The following is a 21,158-nucleotide window of genomic DNA, read 5'->3' as shown; positions in this document are numbered from 1 at the left end:
GCTTTATAAGAGGCGGCTATGTTAGCAATCATTCGTGGAATTATTGTTTTTCTGTTATCAATCCTGATATGTCTATTTGGTAGTATCTACTGTTTATTCAGCCCCCGTAATCCGAGTCATGTCATGACCTTTGGTCATGCATTTGGCAAATTGCACAAAATATTTGGCATTAAGATGCTGGAGCGCATTCCTGAAGAAGCGAAGCAATATGGGCCAAGCATCTACATCGGTAATCATCAGAATAATTACGACATGGTCACCATGTCGAATGCCGTGCAGCCCCGCACTGTAACCGTGGGTAAAAAAAGCCTGTTATTCATTCCCTTTTTTGGTCCGCTTTACTGGCTGACGGGCAATATTTTGATCAACAGAGAAAACCGCTCAAAAGCACACGGCACAATTTCACAGGTTGTTCAACAAATCAAAAAAAGGCATATTTCTGTCTGGATGTTCCCAGAAGGCACCCGCAGCCGTGGCCGTGGTCTGCTGCCTTTCAAAACAGGTGCTTTTCATGCGGCGATTGCAGCCGGCGTACCCATCGTGCCAGTCTGTGTTTCTTCCACACATGATCGCATCAAATTCAATCGCTGGAATAATGGCACTGTCATTGTTGAAATGCTGCCCCCTATTGATACGACGAAATATACTAAAGATCAGGTTCGCCAGCTGGCAGAGCATTGCCGTCAAATGATGCAAGCCAGAATTGAAGAGCTGAATAACGAAGTCGAAGTAATGGATAAGCGCAAATAATCAAATTGCTGTTGGTTAGACTTAATTTCATAACCTATCTTCTCCTGCTCTTTGGACGGATTCTGGCTATAAATTTAAGATAGTTTTAGAGTTTGCACTTTATTCGCGATATGATTGCGTTTAATAAGTTAGTGTTTTTATTAAACGCAATCTGTAGAAAAATCAATCCCAATAGCCTAAATATTGGGTAATTCATCCCAGTAATTATTTGAATTGTGAAGTGCTTGCGTTCATATAAGCAATCATTTGGGGATTGCTATTCCTGTCGTGGAGAAAATATGTCACTGAGTCGGCGCCAATTTATACAGGCTTCTGGTTTGGCAATGTGTTTAGGTGCGCTCCCTTTTGCGGTTCGGGCCAATAAATATCAACAAACGGCACTGCCGATCCCCCCTTTACTGGAATCCCGTGGTGGCCAACCCTTGTTTTTAGCCCTGCAAAAGACGCATTGGTCTTTTGATGGCAAAAATAAGGTGCAAGTTTGGGGAATCAATGGGCGATATTTAGGGCCAACCATTCGGGTTCGTAAAGGGGATAACGTCAAGCTGATATATAGCAATCGTTTGTCTGAACCTGTATCAATGACTGTAGGAGGGTTGTTGGTTCCCGGGACATTGGTAGGAGGCTCGGCGCGCCTGATATCGTCAAATGAAAATTGGTCTCCGATTATCCCTATTAATCAGCCGGCAGCGACTTGCTGGTATCATGCCAACACGCCAAACCGGATGGCACAGCATGTTTATGCCGGGCTTGCAGGTATGTGGTTGGTGGAAGATGAAAACAGCCGCAGCTTACCTCTACCCAAAAATTATGGCGTTGACGATTTTCCTGTCATTTTGCAGGACAAGCGGTTAGATAATTTTGGTGTACCTCAGTATAACCCGGCGATCAATCAAGGTTTTCTTGGCGATACATTGCTTATTAATGGTGTTGAAAACCCTTTTATTGAGGTTGCCAGAGGCTGGGTCAGATTACGTTTATTGAATGCTTCCAATGCCCGCCGATATCAATTGCAACTCAGTGATGACCGTCCTTTCTATATGGTAGGTACTGATCAGGGATTGTTGCCTGCTCCTGTGACGGTACAGCAATTGTCACTTGCTCCAGGGGAGCGCCGTGAGGTTTTGGTCGATATGTCGAAAGTGGATAGCGTAGCCATTACCGCAGGAGAATCGGCAGGCATGCTTGACCGCCTGAAAGGGCTGTTTGAGTCTTCAACCAAATTGTTGTCAACGACCGTCCTGACTATCAAGGCCAGTGGGCTGCTTTCTCTCGTGACAGATCAATTACCGACGCAGCTCGTGGCGGATACTACGGAAATTAACTCATCCATTCATAATCGTCAGTTTGTTTTGGGGGATGCGACTCAGGGGATCAATGGGGTATTGTTGAATAGGAATCGAATCGACATCAGCAGCCAGCAAGGTGCGTGGGAGCGCTGGGTAGTCACTACTTCAGTTCCACAGCCTTTCCATATTCAAGGGGGGAGATTCAAGGTCATCAGCCATAATGGAAATCGACCATTTCCACAAGATTATGGCTGGAAAGATACGGTTTGGATTGAGGGTAGAACCGAATTACTGGTTAATATGATGCAGCCGTCTTATGAGATCTTTCCTTTCAAGTACTACAGTCAAATATTGGAAATGGCGGATGACGGAGTGGCTGGCCAAATGGTTGTCACTCCAGCCACGAGCTAAGGAAAAAGCCAATAATAATAACCACCATTGCTTTGCCTGATGTTGGAATAATAAAAGTGCCTCAAAGCCCTGTCAGAGCAGATGGGGCTGTTATTTCAGAAAATCTGAGTGTTCCTGATGGCGTGATTACTTGCCTGAAACGTAGTGCATGAACTCACTATTTGTTCTGAATAAATTGCTAATCTTATCGACTGAGAGTAGCCCTTTCCGTATAGTGTCCAAAATTTTCATACTATTTATTTGCCTGTAAGGTGACCTAATGAATATCAGCTTGATTGCTGCGATGGCTATGGATCGAGTTATTGGTATGGAAAATGCCATGCCGTGGACTCTGCCAGGTGATTTAGCCTGGTTCAAACGCAATACACTCGGAAAATCGGTTGTGATGGGGAGGGTAACTTACGAATCGATAGGACGCCCTTTACCGGGACGCTTGAATATCGTGATAAGCAGTCAGCCAGCACGTGATGATAGTGTCACTTGGGTTCGCACTATCGAAGAGGCTTTGGCCGCAGCGGGTGATGTTGATGAAATTATGGTAATGGGGGGAGGCAAAATTTATGAGCAGTTTATTCCTCTGGCTCACCGTATGTATCTGACTCACATTGATGCGGAAGTCATTGGTGACACCCATTTCCCCGATTACGCACCCGATGAGTGGAATTCAGTCTTTACCGAATATCATGATGCAGACGAGCACAACTCACATGGCTATTGCTTCGAAATTCTAGAACGCCGTGAATGAGCGGCAGCAGTAAAAAACAATCACAAAAAACAGTTGTAGTCAGCACAACAAATCAAATTTCATCTACGGAGTGTCGCAAGGCACTCCGGCGTCACAGGTTTTATTCCGTAGGCTCATTAACGATTTAGCAATGATGATTGGCTGAAATACTGCTTATCTTCCCAACGCATCATTGTCAATTTACCTCCCCAACAGCAGCCCGTATCCAGCGCATAGATGCCGGCAGGCGTACCTTTGCCCTCCAGTGCAGCCCAGTGACCGAATGCAACAGAATATTCTTCAGGGATGTTACACGGCAATTCAAACCAGGGTTTTAGTGGGGCAGAAACATTTTCGGGTTTAGATTTGCAGATCATATCCAGCTGACCATTTGGAAAGCAGTAACGCATTCGTGTCAGTGCATTAGTGCTATAACGCAATCTAGCAAGCCCGCTCAGTTCGGGATCCCAGTTATTGGGCATATCACCGTACATAGCATCGAGAAATAAAGGATAGCTGTCACTGCGGAGAATGGCTTCCACTTCACGGGCACATATTCTGGCGGTGTCTAGATCCCATTGGGGTGCTAATCCTGCATGTGCCATGACCAGTTTTAGTTCATCATCAATCTGTAGCATTGGCTGCTTTCTTAGCCAATTAATTAAATCATCAACATCCGGTGCTGAGAGTAATTTATCCAGTTGGTCTTTCGGCTTATTACGGCTGATTTTGGCGTAAACGGCCAGTAAATGAAGGTCATGGTTGCCCAAGACCAGTTTAACCGCTGGGCCGAGTTGCTTGATAAAGCGAAGCACTTCCAGCGAATAAGGGCCACGGGCGACCAGATCGCCCGTGAGCCATAATGTATCTTTGCTGGGATGAAAAGAAACTTGTTGTAATAAAGCGCGAAATTCATGATAGCAGCCGTGAATATCGCCAATAAGGTATGTAGCCATAGTTAATTTATCAGTGTTGGAATAGCCAGTCTGAACACCGGAATGGCGACACGAAATGGACGCCCATCATGATCACGCATTTCATAATGGCCTTCCATTGTGCCTAAAGGCGTTTCCAGAATAGTCCCGCTGCTGTAGCGATAATCTGTTCCAGGAAGGATAACGGGTTGTTTTCCTACAACCCCTTCTCCCTGAACTTCTGTTCGGTGTCCATCACTGTTGGTTATACGCCAATAACGGCTGATAAGTTGCACGGGGGAATGCCCAAGATTGTGAATTGATATTGTATAAGCAAACACAAAACGCTGATGCTCTGGTTCTGATTGGCTTTCTACGTAAGTACTCTGTACTTGGATATGAATTCTTGGTTCGTTGAGCATAAATGCCTCCTGTTACTGTAATGGCTGTTTATTGATTTCGGGCAGTTTTTGCTTGAGATGATAACCAACTTGCCATCTTACAGTATTGCTCGACAGAAATGTTTTCAGCCCGTGTGCCCGGATCAACGCCCAGTTCAGATAATTGCTCAACTGAAAAGAGATCGCCAAGGCTATTGCGGATAGTTTTGCGCCGTTGGTTAAATGCCTGAGTAGTCACTCGGGCTAACATGCGAATGTCTTTAACCGGATAAGGCATAGCTTTGTGCGGCATAAGACGCACAATGGCTGAATCCACTTTGGGGGCTGGCGTAAATGCCGTAGGTGGTACTTCAAGAACAGGGATAACCTGACAGTAATATTGTGCCATTACACTCAAACGCCCGTAGGCTTTACAGCCAGGCCCAGCGACCAGACGGTTCACCACTTCTTTTTGCAGCATAAAACTCATATCAGCGATAGCATCAGCATAGCTGAAAAGATGGAACATCAATGGCGTAGAGATGTTATAAGGCAAATTACCAAATACACGCAGGGATTGTCCCTGATCCTTGGCCAGTTGGCCAAAATCAACGGTCATCGCATCCTGCTGAATGATAGTCAGCTTATCTTTTAGCTTAGGATGAACATGCAGACGAGCTGCCAGATCACGGTCAAGTTCGACGACAGTCATTTTATCCATGCGTTCACCCACTGGCTCGGTCAGTGCACCCAGACCAGGGCCTATTTCCACGATAGCCTGACCAGGCTGTGGGTTCATCGCATCGACAATACTTTCAATGATAAATTGATCGGTTAAAAAGTTTTGCCCGAAGCGTTTACGGGCGTAGTGCCCTTGATGGACTTTATTATTCATTACTGTTTTGTATCATCTTAATTGCTAAATTTAATGCGGTAATAAAACTTCCCACATCTGCTTGGCCTGTCCCTGCCAGCTCTAGAGCTGTGCCGTGATCGACAGACGTTCGGATAAATGGCAGTCCGAGAGTGATATTCACGGCTCTGCCAAAACCTTGATATTTTAACACGGGTAACCCTTGATCGTGATACATCGAAAGTACGGCATCAGCATGATCCAAGTACTTAGGCTGGAACAGGGTATCGGCCGGCAGCGGCCCTTCTAGCCAGATACCTTCTGCCCTCAGGCTGTCCAATGCGGGAATGATCACGTCGATTTCTTCATGCCCCATGTGTCCACCTTCCCCTGCATGTGGATTCAGGCCACAAACATAGATATGGGGGCGGCGGATACCGAATTTGGTTTTCAGATCATGATTGAGAATAGTGACTACTTCTCTCAGTGAATCAAACGTAATTGCCTTGGGAACATCCATAATCGGCAGATGCGTTGTTGCCAGCGCCACCCGTAGCTCTTCTGTTGCCAGCATCATGACGACTCTTGAGCATTGGCTGTGGTCAGCAAAAAACTCAGTATGTCCGGTAAAAGGAACCCCTGCCTCGTTGATGACACCTTTGTGAACCGGGCCTGTCACCAGTGCAGAAAACTCGCCATTCAGACAACCCTCGCAGGCTTTTGCCAGCGTTTCCGTGACATAAATACCGTTTTCCCGGTTCAATTCACCGGCAATGACAGGTGAATGGAGGGAAACGGGCAGAATAGTCAGGGTTCCGGCGGCCTGTGTTGGGGAAATGTATTCAGGGGAGTAAGGTTGTAGTTGAAGGGGTAGGTTGAGTTGCTTGGCTCGTAAGAGCATTAACTCAGGATCAGCACATACAACGAGTTGGATAGGCCACTCTTTTTGTGCGAGGGCAATGACTAAATCAGGGCCAACCCCGGCTGGTTCGCCGGGGGTGATAATGATGGGTTTATTGTTGTGCATCGCTACCATCTAAAACTTTCACATAAGCGGAGGCACGTAAGTCCTGCATCCAGTTTTGTGTTTCTTCACCGAGTTTACGGTTTAACAGCAGGCGGTAGGCATTATCTTTCTGTGCCGAGTCTGTTCTGTCAACCTTGCGGGTATCAATCAGTTGGATTAAGTGCCAGCCGAAAGTAGAGTGAACAGGCTGGCTGAGCTCACCTTTTTTAAGTTTCACTAAGGCATCACGGAAAGCTGGCGCATAAGTACTTGGCACATTCCAGCCCAGTTCACCACCACGCATGGCTGTGCCCGGATCTTCAGAATACTTCTCCGCTGCTGCATTAAATGTGGTTTTACCACTTAAGATTTCTTCTCTGAGTTTCATCAGAGTGCTGCGGGCTTGATCATCGGTCATGATAGGTGAAGTTTTCAGCAGAATATGGCGGGCATTAACTTCAGTGGCCGCAACCTGTGGCATATTGCTACCGCGGATATCATTAATTTTCAGGATATGGAAACCAACGCCGGAACGGATTGGGCCAATAATCTGTCCCTTATGCGCTGACTGGAGCTGTTCTGCAAACAGAGAAGGTAATTCCTGCAATTTTCTCCAACCCATATTGCCGCCTTTCAGGGCCTGTGTATCGCCGGAATAGGTGATAGCCAGCTTACCAAAATCGGCACCATTTTTGAGCTCAGATAAAATCTTGTTTATGATCGCCGTCGCTTTTTCTACCTGTGCTTGACTTGGATTTTCTCGCAATGGAATCAGAATGTTGCTGACATTCAACTCGGTATTCTGATTATTTTCGCTGCTAAGATTTTTGGCCAGCGCCTCAACTTCCTGTGGCAGGATCGTGACGCGGCGACGAATTTCATTATTGCGTACTTCGGCAATAATCATCTCTTTGCGGATCTGATTGCGGTAGGTATTAAAATTGAGACCCTCGGCAGTCAGATTTTTTTTCAATTCGTCCAGACCCATATGGTTCTGGGCGGCAATGTTTGCGATGGTGGAATCCAGGACTTGATCGGGGATAGTGATCTGCATCTGTTTTGCCATTTGCAAAATGATGTCATCCATAATTAAACGCTCAAGGATCTGGTGACGCAAGGCTTTTTCATCTGGTATTTGCTGACCAGCATGTTTTGCACTGAGTTTAACGGATTGTAATTGCTCGTCGACATCACTTTCCAGTACGACACCATTGTTGACAACGGCAGCAACCCTATTGAGTTCCTGTGGTGCTGCCATTGCGACAGTATTCACTGAAAACATCAATCCGAGAATGAGTGCTCTCCAGTTCTTCATACGTTTCCCATCATATCAATCCCGCCTTGGCGGGGTTATTGTGTTTACATTGTGTTTGCATCATGTTTATCAGTATCAGAATGCGCGCTGGTAAGGCAGAATACCTCTCTCCAGCATCTTCTGGCTACCCAAACTTTGATTGCTACTTAAGCCACGAAGTTCAACATTGAATGACCATTTGTTGTCATATTCACTGCTGTTGTCCTTCCAGCTGACGATTTTACGTTCATAACCGACACTCACCGCCCAGCAGCAAGTGTTGTATTGGAGGCCAACCAGCTGGCTTGCCGGCTGTTTCTCTTTGGTATCGTAATAATACGAACCTACGAACGCCCAACGATCCGCCAGCGGCCAGCTTGCCACTAGCCCGACCTGCGAAATGCCCTGCTGGAATGACGGCGCTTGGCTTCCAAGCGTAGCCTGAATATAGTCGCGGTTAACAAAACGATAATTCAACTGTACCAGACGTTCAGCATCACGGCGATATTCCAGCACCGTATTGCCCATTGCCACACTGTTCAGACGGGTATCGTATTGCATACCCCCTTTAAATCCCCATGAATCATTGATTTTCCACTCAACATCTCCGGCCCATGTTGTCGTACCTGTACTTTTTTTGGTTGAGTCTTTGAGGTCAGTATCTTGGGTACGCGGACTTTCAAAGTAGTAGATTTGACCTACGGATAGGTTAAAACGTTCAACTAAATCTTCATCATAAATGCGGGTGGTGATGCCACTGGTAAACTGATTAGCAGATGAAATGCGATCCAGCCCACTGAAGAAGCGATCCCGGAACAATCCGGAATAGTTAGCCTGCAATAGGGAAGAATCGAAGTTGTTGATATTATCTTGATTTTTATAAGGTACATAAAGGTACTGAACCCGGGGTTCCAGCGTCTGCGTGTAATACTTGTTCATATACATGGCGCGCTCAAACACCATTTTCGCATCGGATTTAAACAGTGGCAGGACACGGTTGACTGATTTCTCTAGCGTAGAGTTCTGTGTCGTGGCAGGAATATCTTGCTGATAGTGGGTTGCCATCAATTTAAATTCATTATTGAGGCTTGCCCAGCGATTGGAGAGCGGCAGATTGATAGTCGGTTCCACATGCCAACGTGTTGCCTCTGGGTAATCTTTGCCTACGCTGGTGAACTTGGCAATTTGAGCGTGGGTTCGGAAATCAAACGGCCCCAGATCATTTTTGTAGTAATTCAGATCAAGTTGAGGCTCTGCACGGTAAGCTTTTCTATTTTTTCCGGCAGTAAAGATCTGGAATTGCTTGCTTGCCAAGGTTGCATCCCAGTTCTGTTGGGCATAGCCAATACTGAATTTCTGGGTGGCATAACCGTCGGTACTGGTGCCGTATTGCGAGGTAAAATCAGTGAAATATTTGGGATCACTAACTTTGGTGTAATCGGCACTGAAACGCCATGCTTGATTGAGTACGCCACTGTGGTTCCAGTAGAATAACCAGCGGTTATTGCTCTCCCGATCTGACAGATTTTTATCAAGTTTTTTATCATCTGCATACAGGCGATCATGACCAAGCCAATCAAAAGCTACTGTACCCGCCCCGGCTTTTGTTAAATAACGGAACTCGTTATCCAGCTTAAGACCCCGTTTACTGATCAGATTTGGCGTAATGGTGGCATCGTAATTGGGGGCAATATTCCAGTAATACGGCAGCTTGAATTGAAAGCCTTCTTTATTGGAGTAGCTGGCATTGGGGATCAGAAAACCAGAACGGCGTTTGTCACCAATGGGGAGTTGCAGGTATGGGCTGTAAAATACCGGCACGTTGGCCACCCTGAAACGGGCATTCCAGATCTCAGCGACTTCTTCTTTACGGTCGAGGATAACTTCGGAGCCAACAACGCTCCAGCTATCGTTGCCCGGCAGACATGAGGTAAATATCCCATTATTCATAATGGTATAGCGGTTTTCATCGCGCACCATCAACTTATCTGCGCTACCGCGCCCCTGACGGCCAACCATTTGGTATTTGCCGTGTTCCATGTCCGTATCTTTATTGTTCAGGTTAGACCAGGCACGAGGCCCCTTCAAAATAATCTGAGGGTCATCATAGTTAACATTGCCTGTTGCGGTCACGGTCCTGACAGGAACTTCATCTTGTGTTTGTTCGAGCCGCACTTTATCGGCTGTCAGCGTTTTATTCCCCTGTCGAATATCAACATTGCCGACAAATTCGACCGCATTGGGATATTCACCGTGTGTATCATCAGACTTAATGTTAACGGGAATTTGGTTGGGATCAGCCGTGATAATGGGTTTATCGTATACAGGTACGCCCAGCATACACTGTGCTGCAAGGTCAGCATGTGCTTGCTGACTGTAAATTGCTGCCCATACCATTGTGGCCAGCAGAGTGGGATAACATTTATTCATATATAGTTATGCGGTTCCGTCATCAGTGGCATCATGCCGGCAAACGCTCAGAGACTAACGCACTTGATAAATATGCGCCAGAGTAAAGTTAAACTTTACTAATCTTGCTGTTAGGCACGGAGCTTAATGAATAGTATGATAATGCAAAATTGCGCTCAGGGCATTGAGGAATTGAAGAGTATATGCAGTATTGGGGAAAATTATTTGGATTGATATTTGGTATTGCTTCTGGTGCTGGCTTTTGGGGCATAGTGATTGGCCTGTTGCTCGGTCATGTACTTGATAAAGTCAGGATGCGCAATCAAAGACTTTCTGACAAAGGCCCAACCCGGCAGGCACTGTTTTTTCGCAGTACCTTTCAGGTCTTGGGGCATTTGACCAAAGCAAAAGGCCGGGTGACAGAAACGGATATCCAGCTCGCCAGCCAGTTGATGGATAGGATGCAGTTACATGGTGATGCAAGGGTTGCCGCACAGCAGGCGTTTCGTGAGGGTAAGCAGCTCCGGTTTCCTCTGCGTGAAACACTTCGGCAATTGCGACGTGCCTGTTTTGGGCGTTTTGACCTGATTCGGATGTTTTTGGAAATTCAGTTACAGGCTGCGTTTTCAGATGGCGAACTGCATCCTAATGAAAGAATAGTGTTGTTTGTTATTGCTGAAGAACTGGGTATTTCTCGTCCTCAATTTGAACAATTCCTCGCCATGATGGAAGGTGGCCGCCATTTTGGTGGGCAATATCAGCAGCATGGCCGTTATCAGGAGCATGGGCAGCCGCGGGCGACTCTGGCAGATGCCTGCAAGGTGCTGGGTGTTAAGGAACATGACGAGGCGACAGTCATTAAGCGGGCTTATCGAAAACTGATGAGTGAACACCATCCCGATAAACTGGTGGCAAAAGGCTTACCGCCAGAAATGATGGATATTGCCAAACAGAAAGCACAGTCCATCCAATCCGCTTATGATTTAATTAAAAAAGAAAAAGGTTTTAAATAACACCTGTCAAAAATCGGCCTTGCATTCAAAATGCATCGGAGTGCCGTAGGCCGGGTGAGTAATCGACAACTCTTGTGCATGTAATTGCAGGCGAGGTGCCAGTTCTCTTGCCTGCTGATGAGCATAGAACCTGTCCCCCAGAATGGGGTTGCCAAGCGCCAGCATATGTACACGTAGCTGATGGGATCGCCCAGTGATGGGAGCAAGCCTGACGCGAGTGGCCTGAGCTTCATATTCCAGCACTTGATACTCTGTCTGTGCCGATTTTCCGGTTTCAAAACAGACCTTTTGCTTCGGGCGGTTCGGCCAGTCGCAGATCAGTGGTAAATCTACCAGACCTTTTTCCCGTTCTAATTTTCCCCATACCCGGGCGATATAGACTTTTTTCGGCTCACGTTCACGAAACTGACGTTTTAGCTCACGTTCAGCCGCTTTGGTCAGTGCAACAACCATGACACCACTGGTTGCCATATCTAGTCGATGAACAGATTCAGCCGTTGGAAACTCGGCCTGTATCCGCGTCATGATACTGTCCTTATGGTCCTCTGCTTTGCCCGGTACAGAAAGCAACTCACTGGGTTTATTAACGACCATAATGTGCTCGTCTTGATAAAGCACGTGTAACCAGGGATCAGTCGGGGGATTATAAGATTCCAGCATAGTAGCTCCAGTTGGGTCGAAAAAATGACGGGGCAGATTTTATCAGCATATGATTTACGGTGTGAGATTAAAATACAGGGGCATCTCATCGAGATCGCCCCGTATTTCAGGATTGGCTATTTATTAGTGGCTATTTATTGATGAGAGACCACCACCAGGCGAATGGCATCCAGACGCCAATTTGCCTGATCAAGATTGAGCAGCAGATGCTTATGTTCAGAGTCAACCGCTTCCAGCTCATCATCACGGATATTTGGGTTAACCGCTTTCAGCGCTTCCAGCCGTGACAACTCAGCAGACAGCACGTTATCTGCCTCTTTTTTCGCTTTTTCAATCACCTCACGGGCTTGTTGTTCCACCAGCGGTTCAGATTGCTGCAAAATAGCGTGAACTTCTTTTTGCACCGCGCTGACCAGTTTACTGGCATTATGGCGATTGATGGCATTTAGCTGGCGGTTGAAACTTTCAAATTCCACTTGAGGTGCCAGATTGGTTCCTTTCAGATCCATTAAGAGGCGCACTGGTGTTGGTGGCAGGAAGCGGGTTAATTGCAGGTGTTTCGGCGCTTGGGCTTCAACAACGTAAATTAACTCAACCAACAGCGTTCCGACTGGCAGTGCTTTGTTTTTCAGAATGGAAACGGCACAGCTTCCGGTATCTCCAGACAAAATCAGATCTAAGCCGTTACGGATGATCGGGTGTTCCCAGCTCAGGAATTGGGTATCTTCGCGGGACAAGGCTTTTTCACGATCAAACGTAATTGAGCAACCGTCTGCCGGTAAGCCAGGGAAATCCGGCACCAGCATATGATCGGATGGATTCAGGGTAATAATATTGTCGCTGCGATCTTCCTGATTAATGCCAATGATATCGAACAAATTCAGAGCAAAACTCACCAGATCTGTATCGTTATCCTGTGCGGCGATGGTTTCTGCCAGCTTTTGTCCCTGCTCGCCACCATTGGAATTCATTTCCAGCAGACGGTCACGGCCTTGCTCCAGCTCCTGCCTGAGTTGCTCATGATGCTCACGACACTCAGCAATGAATGGCGTGAAGCCAGCCTGTTCGTTTGGCTTGGCAAGGAAATTCACCAGAGTTTCATAATATTTGTCATAGATGGGGCGACCGGTTGGGCAGGTCTGTTCAAAGGCATTCAGACCTTCGTGATACCAGCGCAGGAGAATCGATTGCGCGGTATTTTCCAGATAAGGTATGCTGATCTTGATATTCCGGCTTTGGCCGATACGATCTAAGCGACCAATGCGTTGTTCCAGCAAATCTGGGTTGAAAGGCAGATCAAACATGACAAGCTGGTTAGCAAACTGGAAGTTACGCCCTTCAGAACCAATTTCAGAACAGAGCAGCACTTGCGCTCCTTCATCTTCGGAAGCGAAATAAGCTGCGGCACGGTCGCGTTCTAACAGAGATAACCCTTCGTGGAACACGGCACTGCGGATACCTTCACGTTCGCGTAGCACCTGCTCCAGTTGCAGGGCAGTTTCTGCCTTGGCACAGATCACCAGCACTTTTTCATCACGGTTTGCCAGCAGAAAACCAAGCAGCCATTCCACACGGGGATCGAAGTTCCACCATGTCGCATTTTCGCCCTCAAACTCCTGATAGATCCGCTCCGGGTAGAGCATATCCTTAGCGCGCGCTTCTACGGATTTTTTGGCACCCATGATTTCAGACACTTTGATTGCCGTCTGATATTGAGCGGGTAATGGTAGCTTGATTTCGTGCAGTTCACGGTGTGGAAAGCCTTTGACGCCGCTGCGGGTATTACGGAACAGCAGGCGGCTGGTACCGTGGCGATCCATCAACATAGCGATCAGTTCACGGCGGGACTTTTCACTCTCTTCATCCTGATGACTGTTTGCCGCTTTCAGCAAAGGTTCAATATCCTGCTCGCTAATCAGTTCGACAATCAGGTTCTGCTGGTCATTGTTCAGTGTTTCGCCAGACAGCAGCAGGGTGACGGCATCAGCGACCGGACGGTACGTCTGCTGTTCATCAATAAACGCCTGATAATCGTGGAAACGATTGGGATCGAGCAGACGCAGACGGGCAAAATGGCTTTCCTGTCCTAATTGCTCGGGTGTTGCTGTCAGCAGCAGCACGGATGGGATCTGCTCGGCTAACTCTTCAATGACCTGATATTCGCGACTTGGTGCTTTTTCGCTCCATTCCAGATGATGAGCCTCATCGACGACCATTAAATCCCAGCTCGCTTCCAGCAGATGTTCAAAACGCTGTTTATTACGGCGAACAAAATCCAGAGAACAGATAATCAACTGCTCTGTTTCAAATGGATTATCGCTATCGTGCAGGGCTTCGGAATAACGACCATCATCAAACAGGGAAAAGCGCAGGTTGAAACGGCGTAGCATTTCTACCAGCCATTGGTGCTGGAGGCTTTCCGGCACGATGACCAGCACACGTTCAGCACGACCGGCCATGAGTTGCTGGTGAATAACCATGCCAGCTTCGATGGTTTTACCTAATCCGACTTCGTCGGCCAGCAGCACACGGGGAGCGTGGCGTTTGCCGACTTCATTGGCAATATGCAACTGGTGAGGGATTAAGCTGGCGCGAATGCCACGCAGCCCACTTTCAGCCAGACGAAATTGCTCACTTTGATGTTTACGGGCGCGGAAACGCAGCGCAAAGCGATCCATTCGGTCAATCTGACCGGCAAACAGACGATCCTGGGGCTTATTAAACGTCAGCTTACTATCCAGAAAAACTTCTCGCAGGGTGATATTTTCCTCTTCAGTATCCAGACGAGTACCGATATAGATTAACAGGCCATTATCTTGCTGAACTTCATCGACCTTGAGTTTCCAGCCTTCATGACTGGTCAGGGTATCGCCCGCATTAAACATAACGCGGGTAATGGGTGAATCATTGCGTGCGTAAAGGCGGTTTTCTCCGCTGGCAGGGAAAAGTAACGTCACCATGCGCGTATCAAGCGCTACGACTGTTCCTAATCCAAGTTCGCTTTCTGTATCGCTTATCCAGCGTTGACCAAGGGTAAATGGCATAAATTTTGGCTCAGTTTTCTGTTAGACAATGTTATTTATGGTTGCAGGATGGCTGCTTTTGTTGGATATCGATCATCATTGGTTATCGATAGGGATAGTTTTCAACGACACTTTTCATCGCTCGTTTTTTGGAAACGAGGTCGTAAAAGCACCATTGCCCATTAGAGGGGCGATATGTTAATTCAAGAGGAGCAAGCCGTCACCTGCAAAAGTATCCATTATTCGAAAGATATGCTCATCTGCCCTGTCAGCAGGGTCATAAAGTTATCTTGAATAAATGGCAGGATGGCGTCTGCAATCGGCATCAGCTGTTTATTAATGTAGTGTTCGTAATCCGGCAGCGTGGTCTGGTTTTCCAGTGGCTCAGGCCCTGATTGCGTGATGAGGTAGCTGATCCAACCGACATTTTGGTATTGCAATGGGCGATTATTCTGCTGGTTATACTCATCCGCCAGACGTGCTGCCCGGACATGAGGTGGTACATTACGCTGGTAATCAGACAGTTTGCGACGTAGCTGTTTGCGGTAAATGAGACGGTCATCGAATTTTCCTGCCAGCGTGTCGGCAATGTAATCACGGATATAATCTTGGTAAGGCTTCTGGTGAAAAATAAGGGTGTACAGTTCATTCTGGAAAATTTGTGCAAGCGGTGTCCAATCCGTTCTTATTGTTTCCAGCCCTTTGAAAATCATCTTATCGCCACTCAATCCGGCATAGCGTTTTTTACTGCCTTGTTCAGTGCCTCTCACGGTTGGCATGAGAAAACGGCGATAATGGGTTTCAAATTCCAGTTCCAGTGTGCTTTCAAGATTGAACTGCGTTTTGAGATGGCTTTGCCACCATTGATTGACAAATTGCGCCAGCGAATGACCTATTTGACTGGCTTCTGCTTCAGAATGAGGGTGCTTCAGCCAGATAAAAGTTGAGTCCGTATCGCCATAAATCACCTGATACCCTTGTGACTCAATCAACTCACGGGTCTGGTGCATGATTTGGTGCCCGCGCAGGGTAATAGAGGACGTCAGGCGGGGGTCAAAAAAGTGGCAGCCTGACGCCCCCAGTACGCCATAAAACGCATTCATGATAATTTTCAGAGCTTGGGAGAGCGGGGCGTTTTGTTGCTTTTTGGCTTTGTCACGTTCATGCCAGATTTGCGTGATGATATCAGGTAAACAATGTTGAGTGCGAGAGAAAAACGCTTGCCGAAAACCGGGTATGGCATGTTCACTATCGGGCTGGGCGAGGCCTTCTACCATGCCCACGGGATCGATCAGAAAAGTGCGAATAATAGAAGGATAGAGGCTCTTATAATCCAAAACCAGCACTGAATCATACAGCCCCGGAAACGAATCCATCACAAAACCACCGGGGCTATCACCGGAGTCAGTTGCATGAACGGGAGAGACATAGCCGATGCGGTGCATTCTCGGCAGATAAAGGTGTGTGAACGCGGCGACTGATCCTCCGCTGCGATCCACTGCCAATCCTGTCACCGTAGCGCGCTCCAGCAGGAACGTCATCAAATCCGTCTTATCAAAAATGCGGTTGACGAGAATACAGTCCTGCAAATTATAGTGGGCGAGAGCAGGTTTATCCTCCTGAAAGCGGCGATTGATTTCATCCATCCGATCATAGGGGCTATCAATGGCTTTTCCTTCCCCCAATAACGCCTGTGCGACATATTCAAGACTGAACGAAGGAAAATTCCACGTTGCGGTTTTCAGTGCATCAATGCCATCAATAATCAGGCGGCCTTCAGCCGAGGCGAAAAAATGCCCCGGCTTGAAACCGTGCTCCCGCCATTCCAGCAAACCATGACGACGACCGAGTTTCAGCGGTACGTTATAGCGTTCAGCATGTTTCTGTAATACTTTTAAATCAAACTGGATCAGACTCCAGCCAATAATGGCATCGGGATCGTAAAATGCTATCCATTCGTTTAGCTTTTCCAGCATCTGCGGACGGCTGGCGACGTACTCCAGCTTGAAATCCCTATCTTGCCTGCTCCCGTTTTCTGACCCCAGCATAAACACTGTTTGCTCACCGCAACCCGCTAAGCCGATGGAATACAGCTCCCCATGCTGGCTGGTTTCAATATCCAGTGAAACCCATTTCAGTTTAGGGCGATAGGTGGGATTCGGTTTCATTTGATAGCTGCCATCCGGTTTCTGATTGAACCAGACGGGTGCGGTAATAAAGCGCTCCATCATAAATCGGTCAGGTGGGCGGATATCGGTTTCGTAGAGTGGAATATCCTGTTCTTTCAGGGTCTTTTCCAGCTGTTGCAATTGACGATATTGCAGGCAATATAAGGCAGTTACGGGTTGGCGATTGAAATCTTTCAACGGTAGAGGCTTGAGTTCACAACGCGGTTCTTGGTCGATGATACGCTTTGCCTTCTGCAAATCATGCTGGGGAATAAAAGCCACCGCTTTTTGGTGAGAAATAGTGATGCGGCGAGCACCCTGATCCGTCGCCAGCCAATATACTAACTCAATACCGGATGGCGTATCTTTCCAGTGACGGGTGAGTATGAAACCTTGTTCAACATGCTTTGTTTGCATAATATTTCTGCAACTGCTTTTGTGTTGAGGGCAAAGAGCCGCCTCTACATTGTAATGAATAGTAGCCTAAATTATAGCACTTGTAGTGGTTATTTATACAGTGGTTTTTTAATAAAGTCAGAATATAGGGTTTTTATGATGAAAAATGCATTGAATAAAAAACAATCTGAGTTACTTGCCAGTTTTAATAAAGAAGAATTACTTGAAATCATCCATGCATTAATCAGAAATAATGAGCTGGCTCAAATCACATTAGTCAGTGGATATTTGCTGGAGTCTGAAGACATTCTGAAACTCATTGAAAAAGAGTATAAAAAACGCAGCAAGAGCAAACGATTTTTCGATTATTATGAAACGGATACCTTCTTCAATGAACTACATAACTCTATGGCAACGCTTTTGAACCGGGTTATTCCTTTAAAACCAGTAGAATCAGAAGTGTTACTGTCATATATGTTACAAGACTTTGAACGCATGAGTGAAACTAAAGACACCTCCAGTGGTGGCTGGCAGGATTATTACTACTACCTTGTTGAATCTTGGATTAAGGCGTTATCTCTGCAAAAAGATACTGATAAGGTTACGGTAGCAAATAAGCTTTTCAAGATTTTCCAAGGCGAATATTATTTCTCTTTGTCCCAGTTGGGTGAATATAAATCTACTTTGGGTCTTGATATTCTTCGCCAGCTAAGAGATATATTTTATCAGCACAAAAAAGATGATGAAGCACTGGAGTTGAGTTATTCCATTAAAGATATTGAATTCTTTAAAACGTATCTCGATAAGAAGAAAGGATTTTTATATCCAAGATATTATCTGGATTACGCTGAATTGCTGATTGAAGATGTCAGATCTGATGAAGCTATTGTGTTGTTGGAAAATCTCAGAGAAAAAAACAACAAACTGCCAGTTGAACTCAATGATGATAAGATAATGGAATTATTGATTAAGGCCAATATTGAAGAGGGCAAGAAAGAAGAAGCCAGACAACTTTGTATTGACGCTTTCAAGGAGTATTATAACCATAAATTTTATAAATTATATGAAAATACTCTTGATAAGGATGAGAAAGGGGGGGCTATAAAATTATTTTTGGATATAGCCAATCAATATGAAGAAAACCGTTTCTTTTATTTACTATTCCTAATAGAAGTGGAAAGATTCGACGTGATCAATGATTACATTTTGAATTTGGGAAAAGATAATGTAATAAAAATTACCGATTCTATTATTCCCAGTACGGCGAGAAAAGTGTCAAGTTTGCTGTATAAAAGTGGTTTTCCCTTTTCTGCGACGCTCGTAAGACGTGCGCTTGTTGAAGATGTACTTGGTCGTGGAGCAAGTAAGTATTATAAATATTCCGTTTCTGATCTTAAGAAAAGCTTGGATTATGGAGAAAAAATACAAAGTACGGACGATATTTCCTCTAATCAAACCTATTTAACCGCCCTCTACGCAAAGCATAAGAAAAAAGTCTCATTCTGGTCTTTGGCGGAAGAAAAAATTAAGAATGTTTCGATGGATAACGATGGCGTTTATTATGGAAAGTGAAGGTTAGTTTGAGCCTGCACCCGATTTGTGTTATTTCCATTAAAGGTGGCTATTCAGATGGCCACCTAATTCAGTATTGTTTTAATGACCTGTAAATTAAATGTATTCTTTTGGATGACTTATATCAATTAATTGAGGAATTTTAACACCATTTGAGTGGCTAAGAGCCGTGCTTTTTAGAGAATCAATAATACAGAATATATCTATATTCTGGAACAGCTCTATAGGTGTAATCTTGGTTTTTATAGAGATATTATGCTTTGTGTCGATGCGGGTAAGCAGAAGCTGAATCAGGTAAATTCTCTGTGCTCGTGAAGTGGTAAAAAGAATGGCTTTGCGTCATGGTGGGCGGGGAGGGGCGATTGTGAATGTTTCATCGGTGGCTATAAGGTGGGGTCTCCCCATGAATATATAGATTATGTGGCATCGAAAAGGGTTTTGATACGTTGACAATTGGGTTGGCTCAGGAAATCGCACAAGCTATTGCGTGGCTATTGTCTGATGCTGAAGAGTTGTGAATATGAATAGCCGGAAAGAAGATTAAGGATATTTCCGGCTTATTAATGGGCATGGGTTCTTAATCTAACAATTCCGTCAATTTGGGTTTAAGAATAATCTTACCAGGCGTCACTTCAATATTGATCGGTTGCTCCACTAACTGACTGCTCGTCAGCCAATCACCAGCAATATAAAGCTCACCGTTTTCACGAATGTTGTCGATACCTTGATCTGCATGATCTTCCACTTCATGGATCAAACTAACAAGATCAACATCAGGATCAACGAGAGAGATAATTATCCCATTGGACAATTGTGAGATATGAAATAACGCATCCGCACTAAATCCAGCATCGCTGAGTGTGCTGCCATTAAGCATTAATTCGGGAATATCAGTATGGCGAAATGAAACATGAAGGCTCATTTGTACGTTCCTTGTGTTATTTAGGCATATTGCGATACTTTATCAGTACTTCGCTGATACTGCACTGCGAATTCATACGTGTTTTCAAATTCATGTGTGTTTTGATTTGTACCGGATTTGTTGATTAATTCTCAATATCTACACACTAGCGCTTAGATGAACAATATGCTATCGATAATGTTGGTCTTTGCGAAGTAACTCGCAAAAAATGACTGTATATTTATCCATGCTGACATACTTGACTGATTTAAAAAATAAAAATAGAAGATAAGACTATTAAAGGCTCAACAAGATGAAATTATCTAGAGAATGTCTCGATTAAAATAAAAACAAATAAATTGAGTTTTATCATTATTTCAATTTTTTATTCTTTAGATTGTGAATTAGCCTTTTTTGAATTTTTCAGAAAAATGTATTTTTTCATTGTGATTGAATATGATTATGGTGTTTTTATTTATTATTATTAATACTATACTTTAAACACAGATTTGTTTTTATCCAAAATAATTCTGATGTATCATATGTTTAAGGGAATTATAGGCAGGGAAATATCATTGTTGTATAAGTATATATTGTTTAGGTTAATTAGTTTTAGGTTAATATATGAGTTGTCATTTGGTGTTATTTATAAGTTTTTTTTGGTCGTGACATCAATTTATTGAATTATGTATAGTCTGCCTATTTGGAGAACATTCAAATGGCAAAGATTGATGTGACTTGCCCCTCTTGTTGCTCAGTTAAAGGGATCTATCGCAACGGGCGCTCACGTTCTGGTCATTCGTCATTTAAAAAACTCAAACCCAAATCGGTAACAGAAGCCATTAAACTTGGCACCGAAGTGATTGTCTGCTGTGAAAGGGATGAACAATGGTCGTACGTAAAATCAAAGAAGCCGCCTCGTTGGCTTTTTTATGCCGACGACAGGATAAGACGAAAAGTGATCGCCCATGTTTTTGGTCCCAGAACAAAAAAGACATTAATGCGCCTACTGGCTTTGCTGACTCCTTTCAATATTATTATTTATATGACGGATAGTTGGCAAAGTTATGAAAAGGCGTTAGCGGGGAAACTGCATGTGGCCTGCAAGCGTTATACCCAACGCATAGAGAGGCATAACCTGAATCTTCGACAGCATTTGGCAAGACTGACTCGCAAGACATTGTCTTTTTCAAAATCCATAGAAATGCATGGCAGAATTATAGGGTATTATCTGAACATTCATCACGATCAATAAATTGGAGTTATGATCCGTTGCTCCCCAAGCCCCATAAATGCATCTGTTTATTGTTGAGTTGTAAGGATAGATTACAAGTATCCGATAACGATAAATGTTCAATTTAAAGGGAAAAAATGGTCACGTATTCAAAGTGTGTA

16 protein-coding genes and 1 pseudogene are annotated in these 21,158 nt (G+C 45.1%); 7 read left to right on the top strand and 10 right to left on the bottom strand.

Annotated elements, in window-relative coordinates; genetic code table 11:
• Positions 1–18 precede the first annotated feature (18 nt).
• From XBJ1_RS07730 to folA, 3 genes are all read left to right on the top strand, one after another.
• Positions 19–750 carry a 1-acylglycerol-3-phosphate O-acyltransferase gene (locus tag XBJ1_RS07730; RefSeq protein ID WP_012988302.1) on the top strand — a complete coding sequence of 244 codons (732 nt, stop codon included), beginning with the start codon at positions 19–21 and terminating at the stop codon, positions 748–750.
• A gap of 278 nt (positions 751–1,028) precedes the next feature.
• Positions 1,029–2,450, top strand: coding sequence for a cell division protein FtsP (ftsP, locus tag XBJ1_RS07725; RefSeq protein WP_012988301.1), 1,422 nt, complete (start codon positions 1,029–1,031; stop codon positions 2,448–2,450).
• A 259-nt stretch (positions 2,451–2,709) separates the two neighbouring features.
• Positions 2,710–3,195: a type 3 dihydrofolate reductase gene (gene folA, locus XBJ1_RS07720; protein ID WP_012988299.1), complete on the top strand. Its 486-nt coding sequence runs from the start codon at positions 2,710–2,712 to the stop codon at positions 3,193–3,195.
• 116 nt (positions 3,196–3,311) lie between these two features.
• Here folA and apaH read toward each other — a convergent pair whose 3' ends face one another.
• From apaH to lptD, 6 genes are all read right to left on the bottom strand, one after another.
• On the bottom strand, positions 3,312–4,130 hold the full coding sequence (gene apaH / locus XBJ1_RS07715) for a bis(5'-nucleosyl)-tetraphosphatase (symmetrical) ApaH (protein WP_012988298.1): 819 nt from the start codon (positions 4,128–4,130) through the stop codon (positions 3,312–3,314).
• Positions 4,131–4,132: 2 nt separating this feature from the next.
• Positions 4,133–4,510 (bottom strand): Co2+/Mg2+ efflux protein ApaG, encoded by a 378-nt coding sequence (gene apaG, locus XBJ1_RS07710; protein WP_012988297.1) that lies wholly within the window; start codon positions 4,508–4,510, stop codon positions 4,133–4,135.
• Positions 4,511–4,538: 28 nt separating this feature from the next.
• The gene (rsmA, locus tag XBJ1_RS07705; protein ID WP_012988296.1) at positions 4,539–5,363 is read right to left on the bottom strand and encodes a 16S rRNA (adenine(1518)-N(6)/adenine(1519)-N(6))-dimethyltransferase RsmA; all 825 of its coding nucleotides are present in this window, start codon (positions 5,361–5,363) and stop codon (positions 4,539–4,541) included.
• On the bottom strand, positions 5,356–6,348 hold the full coding sequence (gene pdxA / locus XBJ1_RS07700) for a 4-hydroxythreonine-4-phosphate dehydrogenase PdxA (protein ID WP_173346396.1): 993 nt from the start codon (positions 6,346–6,348) through the stop codon (positions 5,356–5,358). The genes rsmA and pdxA overlap by 8 nt, the downstream gene beginning before the upstream one ends.
• The gene (gene surA, locus XBJ1_RS07695) at positions 6,335–7,642 is read right to left on the bottom strand and encodes a peptidylprolyl isomerase SurA (RefSeq protein WP_038198666.1); all 1,308 of its coding nucleotides are present in this window, start codon (positions 7,640–7,642) and stop codon (positions 6,335–6,337) included. Before surA ends, pdxA begins: the two co-directional genes overlap by 14 nt.
• Before the next feature lie 75 nt (positions 7,643–7,717).
• Entirely contained in the window at positions 7,718–10,051 is a 2,334-nt protein-coding gene (gene lptD / locus XBJ1_RS07690; RefSeq protein WP_012988293.1) for an LPS assembly protein LptD, read from the bottom strand.
• Between the two features lie 182 nt (positions 10,052–10,233).
• Between lptD and djlA the strand changes: the two genes are divergently transcribed.
• Complete coding sequence (gene djlA, locus XBJ1_RS07685) at positions 10,234–11,043, top strand: co-chaperone DjlA (protein WP_012988292.1); 810 nt, start codon at positions 10,234–10,236, stop codon at positions 11,041–11,043.
• Between the two features lie 6 nt (positions 11,044–11,049).
• On the opposite strand, the gene rluA is transcribed toward djlA, so the two are convergent.
• From rluA to XBJ1_RS07670, 3 genes are all read right to left on the bottom strand, one after another.
• Positions 11,050–11,703 carry a bifunctional tRNA pseudouridine(32) synthase/23S rRNA pseudouridine(746) synthase RluA gene (gene rluA, locus XBJ1_RS07680; protein WP_012988291.1) on the bottom strand — a complete coding sequence of 218 codons (654 nt, stop codon included), beginning with the start codon at positions 11,701–11,703 and terminating at the stop codon, positions 11,050–11,052.
• 134 nt (positions 11,704–11,837) lie between these two features.
• Positions 11,838–14,747, bottom strand: coding sequence for an RNA polymerase-associated protein RapA (rapA, locus tag XBJ1_RS07675; RefSeq protein ID WP_012988290.1), 2,910 nt, complete (start codon positions 14,745–14,747; stop codon positions 11,838–11,840).
• Positions 14,748–14,965: 218 nt separating this feature from the next.
• Positions 14,966–17,311 carry a DNA polymerase II gene (locus XBJ1_RS07670; RefSeq protein ID WP_012988289.1) on the bottom strand — a complete coding sequence of 782 codons (2,346 nt, stop codon included), beginning with the start codon at positions 17,309–17,311 and terminating at the stop codon, positions 14,966–14,968.
• Positions 17,312–17,446: 135 nt separating this feature from the next.
• Here XBJ1_RS07670 and XBJ1_RS07665 point away from each other — a divergent pair, with 135 nt between their 5' ends.
• The gene (locus XBJ1_RS07665; RefSeq protein ID WP_038198663.1) at positions 17,447–18,862 is read left to right on the top strand and encodes a DUF6880 family protein; all 1,416 of its coding nucleotides are present in this window, start codon (positions 17,447–17,449) and stop codon (positions 18,860–18,862) included.
• Positions 18,863–19,163: 301 nt separating this feature from the next.
• A pseudogene (locus XBJ1_RS22425) lies at positions 19,164–19,338 on the top strand (SDR family NAD(P)-dependent oxidoreductase); the annotation flags it as partial.
• Between the two features lie 101 nt (positions 19,339–19,439).
• Here the strand turns inward: XBJ1_RS22425 and XBJ1_RS07660 are convergent.
• On the bottom strand, positions 19,440–19,784 hold the full coding sequence (locus XBJ1_RS07660; RefSeq protein ID WP_012988286.1) for a SymE family type I addiction module toxin: 345 nt from the start codon (positions 19,782–19,784) through the stop codon (positions 19,440–19,442).
• A gap of 697 nt (positions 19,785–20,481) precedes the next feature.
• On the opposite strand from XBJ1_RS07660, the gene XBJ1_RS07655 reads away from it, so the two are divergent.
• On the top strand, positions 20,482–21,018 hold the full coding sequence (locus XBJ1_RS07655) for an IS1 family transposase (protein WP_012988284.1): 537 nt from the start codon (positions 20,482–20,484) through the stop codon (positions 21,016–21,018).
• Positions 21,019–21,158 lie beyond the last annotated feature (140 nt).

It is taken from the genome of Xenorhabdus bovienii SS-2004, from assembly GCF_000027225.1.
Lineage (GTDB): Bacteria > Pseudomonadota > Gammaproteobacteria > Enterobacterales > Enterobacteriaceae > Xenorhabdus > Xenorhabdus bovienii_C.
Note: the sequence above shows the minus strand (reverse complement) of the source record. Positions and strands in the feature narration are given on the sequence as shown.